The 215-nt window shown below is 43.3% G+C and carries 1 protein-coding gene; it reads right to left on the bottom strand.

The genetic code is table 11. From position 1 onward, the window contains the following. A partial coding sequence (locus HA632_RS00140) for a hypothetical protein (RefSeq protein ID WP_176305219.1) occupies positions 1-215 on the bottom strand: 215 nt, incomplete at both ends.

Raw genomic sequence — 215 nt, 5'->3', positions numbered from 1 at the left:
GGGTCTACTATTAATTGTAGCTGTACATAATTGGCACAACCCGTCAAAGTATAATACACTCTAACGTAAATGGTTTGTGTCCATGGATTGATATTCTCATAAGGGCTCGTTAGTGATGGGGCTGCGCCAATCAAAGCATCGGTCTGAGTTTCATAATAGCTAATAGAAACACCCGTTAGTGGCCATACTCCTCCGGCTATTTGTGTGGTGGCAGA

Origin of the sequence: Flavobacterium sp. J49 (assembly GCF_011742145.1) — a bacterium.
In the GTDB taxonomy this organism is placed as follows: Bacteria; Bacteroidota; Bacteroidia; order Flavobacteriales; family Flavobacteriaceae; genus Flavobacterium.
Note: the sequence above shows the minus strand (reverse complement) of the source record. Positions and strands in the feature narration are given on the sequence as shown.